This is a genomic window from Acidiplasma aeolicum (assembly GCF_001402945.1).
GTDB lineage: Archaea > Thermoplasmatota > Thermoplasmata > Thermoplasmatales > Thermoplasmataceae > Acidiplasma > Acidiplasma aeolicum.
The window spans coordinates 1-3,672 of sequence record NZ_LKBG01000047.1 but is presented as its reverse complement, the minus strand read 5'-3'; the positions used below and the strand labels follow the sequence as shown (position 1 = coordinate 3,672).

Here is a 3,672-nt window from a genome sequence, read left to right as displayed (position 1 = left end):
ATGATCGGTTTTGCATCTGCCATTAGGAGCGCTACAGGTGGAAAGGCCATCTGGAACTCAGAAAATGCAGGGTATCAGAGGGTACCTTATGAACTCCAGGCAGGCATAGTTGCAAAAATTAGGGAGAGAAAGGGGCTTAAACCAGAACCCTATGATGAGTCCTATTATGCTTCCCTGTAATTTTAATCAAAACATTTTTTAGATATAAATTAATCATTTTTTATGAAATATTTATGTTTTAATGGTCATGATCGTAAAAATAATGAGTTATTCTGCAATGTTTGTGGATCCCCATTTGAAATAATTGTGGATGAAAAATATCATGACAAAATACTCGATAACTATCCATATATAAAAAAATGGATAAACCTGGGTGAGGTTACCACACCAGTAATCGGTAACGGAGACCTTTATTTTAAACTTGATTATTATTCTCCAACATTCTCATACAAGGACCGTGGTTCTAGGACATTAATATCCTATTTGGCATCCAGATACGATAATCATAATTTAAGCATAAATGAGGATTCATCAGGCAACGCCGGTGCATCCATAGCTGCCTATGGCCATGTGGCGGGTTTTAATGTAAATATATTTGTTCCAGAAACAGCGAATGCAATGAAGCTTGGTCAAATAAAGCTTTACGGGGCAAATATAATAAAGGTTAAGGGCAGCAGGGATGAGGTTCAGAATGTGGCAATGAAATACGATGGAATATATGCATCCCATGTGTTAAACCCTGAGTTCAGGGATGGCATACGAACCCTGGCATATGAGATATTTAACCAGTTTGAGCATATGCCTGATAGGGTTTTTATACCGGTTTCAGCCGGAACATTACTTTCAGGGTTATTCTCAGGTTTTAAGCACCTTCTTGATTCTGGGGAGATAAATAAAATACCGGAAATAATTGGTGTCCAGCCTGAGATTATATCACCATTATGCTCTCAAATCAACGGTACATTATTTGATGAGAACAATGATAAGTCATCTGTGGCCGATGCACTTGTATCCAAAAAGCCCGTTTTAATTAAAAAAATGTATGATATTATTAAAAATTATGGAAGATGTGTTACTGTATCTGAAAATGAAATAATTACGGCAAGAGGTGATCTGGCATTATCAGGCATACTTACCGAATACAGTTCTGCCACGGTATATGCCGCATATAAAAAATTAAACAAATATGGTAAAAATCTTTTAATACTTACAGGAAATGGCTTAAAAACAAATTATTAATTTACCTCGTAATCCTTACCATTTATGGTAAAATAATATGATACATTGATACCTGCATTTTTAACAGTTAATGAGACTGAACAGTACTTTGTCATTGATAATTTAATGGCCTTTGCTGCACTTTCCGGATCAACATCTCCCTCAAATATATAATGTATTTTCGCATATTTGAGAAATCTTGGGTGCTCATCCCTTTTTTCTCCCTCAATCTCACATCTATATGATTTTATATCCATCTTCATTTTGTTTAAAATTACAAGAACATCATCACTGGTGCATGCACCCATGGCCATTAATAATAATTCTGTTGGTGAATGATAAATATCCTTTCCAACAATCGAATTCTTAATTTTTACATCATCCTTCCCATCATCTGATATAAACCCTATATCATTATCGAATTTTATCGACACCTTCATGGAAATTGATTTTTATACATTATATAAAGTTTATTCACTGGTAAATTTTGTAATTATTTCATTCACAACGTATTCCGGAACACCTGTTTCCTTTGATGTCCTGGATATATCAAGATTCTCAAGAAATGATCTTATTACCTTTCTGCAGAAATCATCGTATTTATCCGCAGCAGTTTTTAATTTCTCAATAATTTTATCTTTTATTGCCAGTAATTCGGTACGTTTTTTCTCAATATCATTTATGGCATTATTTATATCGTTTAATTTTTTTATAAGAGAGATGTTTAAATCAGGCAGGTCAACTTTATTTTCATATTCTATATCCAGTTTTTTGATTCCCATAAAATTTTTTGAATAATCTATAATTATCGTTGAAAATCCCTGAGATTTATATATTTTTCTAGGTGCACCAAGGGAGGATGGTATAATTCCGCTGGCAGACACAAGCCCTATTTTTTCCAGTATATCAAGCTGCTTGTTAATTGCCTGCTGTGATATTCCCATGGCCTTGCTAAGCTCAAGTGCATATGAATCATAATTTGCCAGCATTTTAAGCAATTCCCTTCTGGTATTATTTTCCAGTATGTTAAGTAACGTCCATAGATCATCCTCCATTGAAATCACCCTAAAATTAAAAAGAATAATTTAATGGTTTTAATCTATTTTCACTGTCTTTCCAGAATTCCTTCCGCCAGTTTTTGATATTGTGACATCGAGGACACCATTTGTGAACTTTGCAGAAACGCTGTTTACATCCACTGGTGTGTTGAACTCTATGTTTTTGTAATATTTTCTTTTGTCAGTGTCAACAGTTAATTCCACATTATACTCATTTACAGTTAATTTTATGTCTGATTTATCAACGCCGGGCAGTTCATATGTTATGTATATATTTTTATTATCCTCATTGATATCTGTTAATGGCTCCCTGAAACCCTCTTTTATGTTCTCATTGAATCCAAGCCTCCTTGGTACGTTGCCGAATTCCTGGAATGTTGGCTTGCCGTCAGGGCCTATCTTATATGTAAAGCCATATACATATGGACCCATAACCTTGGCATTACTGTTACCTTTCATTACAGATTCCCAGAATTTGGCTATTTCGTTATTTATCCTCCTCATGTCAAAGCCAAATTCATCGTACAGCTCATCAAATATATCATCCCAGTCATCATATTTTTTATCCACCATATATCTCACCTCAGTTGACAACCTTTAGTTGTCAACTGATATATTAAAAAATAGTATATAAAGTTTTCTACTAAAATGTTATTATATTGCACCATGATTTTTTTTAGTCATTATAAAGCAATACATTTTTCATTGCAAACAAATTCCATATTTATATGCAATTAACAGAGCGACACCATATCGGCTTATTATCTTTTTAGTGCTTATTATAAAAAATAATCTTAAAAATTAATCCTCCCCATCCTTATGTATGTAGAAGGTTCCTATGATATTCTCTATATCAGAATCAGGAAGCCTGAACTCCCTTATCTTAATATTGCTTTCAAGAAGCATTAATTTTGCAAGGTCATCAGGGTAACCTTCAGCATATATAATCTCTGTTAATCCTGCATTCATTATCATCTTGGAGCAAACAACGCATGGATGTGTGGTAACATATATTTTGGCTCCCTTAATGCTTACTCCATTTACAGCAGCCTCTATAATTGCATTCTGTTCAGCATGCAATCCCCTGCACAGTTCATGCCTTTCGCCTGATGGTATACCCATCTCATCACGTATGCATCCAACAACGTCACAGTTAACGGTGTGTGTTGGTGGTCCATTATAGCCTGTGGCCAGAACCTGGTTATCCCTAACGATAACAGCACCCACCTTTCTTCTGGTGCAGTTAGATCTGGATGCGGCAAGATAGGCCATCCTCATAAAGTATTCATCCCAGGTTGGCCTCCTATATTCATACTCCATGCTTATTAATTAATAATAATGATATAAATATTATTTAAAATTTATCTTAACATTCACTATATATAAAAATAAGATC

General features: G+C 34.4%; 6 protein-coding genes. 2 read left to right on the top strand and 4 right to left on the bottom strand.

Features of this window, described 5'->3' with window-relative positions:
* Together AOG54_RS01740 and AOG54_RS01735 are read left to right on the top strand one after the other, a co-directional pair.
* A partial coding sequence (locus AOG54_RS01740) for a hypothetical protein (protein ID WP_055032329.1) occupies positions 1-180 on the top strand: 180 nt, incomplete at its 5' end.
* 42 nt (positions 181-222) lie between these two features.
* On the top strand, positions 223-1,239 hold the full coding sequence (locus tag AOG54_RS01735; RefSeq protein WP_055032328.1) for a pyridoxal-phosphate dependent enzyme: 1,017 nt from the start codon (positions 223-225) through the stop codon (positions 1,237-1,239).
* Here AOG54_RS01735 and AOG54_RS01730 read toward each other — a convergent pair.
* From AOG54_RS01730 to AOG54_RS01715, 4 genes are all read right to left on the bottom strand, one after another.
* Positions 1,236-1,658 (bottom strand): OsmC family protein, encoded by a 423-nt coding sequence (locus tag AOG54_RS01730; protein ID WP_048101893.1) that lies wholly within the window; start codon positions 1,656-1,658, stop codon positions 1,236-1,238. The two genes, AOG54_RS01735 and AOG54_RS01730, sit on opposite strands and share 4 nt — an antisense overlap.
* Before the next feature lie 30 nt (positions 1,659-1,688).
* A complete protein-coding gene (locus AOG54_RS01725) occupies positions 1,689-2,273 on the bottom strand; it encodes an ArsR/SmtB family transcription factor (protein WP_048101892.1) in 585 nt (194 codons plus the stop codon).
* A 39-nt stretch (positions 2,274-2,312) separates the two neighbouring features.
* The gene (gene hsp20, locus AOG54_RS01720) at positions 2,313-2,849 is read right to left on the bottom strand and encodes an archaeal heat shock protein Hsp20 (protein WP_048102162.1); all 537 of its coding nucleotides are present in this window, start codon (positions 2,847-2,849) and stop codon (positions 2,313-2,315) included.
* Positions 2,850-3,077: 228 nt separating this feature from the next.
* A complete protein-coding gene (locus AOG54_RS01715) occupies positions 3,078-3,596 on the bottom strand; it encodes a deoxycytidylate deaminase (RefSeq protein ID WP_048101891.1) in 519 nt (172 codons plus the stop codon).
* Positions 3,597-3,672 lie beyond the last annotated feature (76 nt).

Excerpts from the sequence above, each read along its gene's own strand:
- AOG54_RS01735 (WP_055032328.1), top strand. The coding sequence starts at position 223 with ATGAAATATTTATGTTTTAATGGTCATGATCGTAAAAATAATGAGTTA.
- AOG54_RS01725 (WP_048101892.1), bottom strand. The coding sequence starts at position 2,273 with ATGGAGGATGATCTATGGACGTTACTTAACATACTGGAAAATAATACC.
- AOG54_RS01730 (WP_048101893.1), bottom strand. The coding sequence starts at position 1,658 with ATGAAGGTGTCGATAAAATTCGATAATGATATAGGGTTTATATCAGAT.
- hsp20 (WP_048102162.1), bottom strand. The coding sequence starts at position 2,849 with ATGGTGGATAAAAAATATGATGACTGGGATGATATATTTGATGAGCTG.
- AOG54_RS01715 (WP_048101891.1), bottom strand. The coding sequence starts at position 3,596 with ATGGAGTATGAATATAGGAGGCCAACCTGGGATGAATACTTTATGAGG.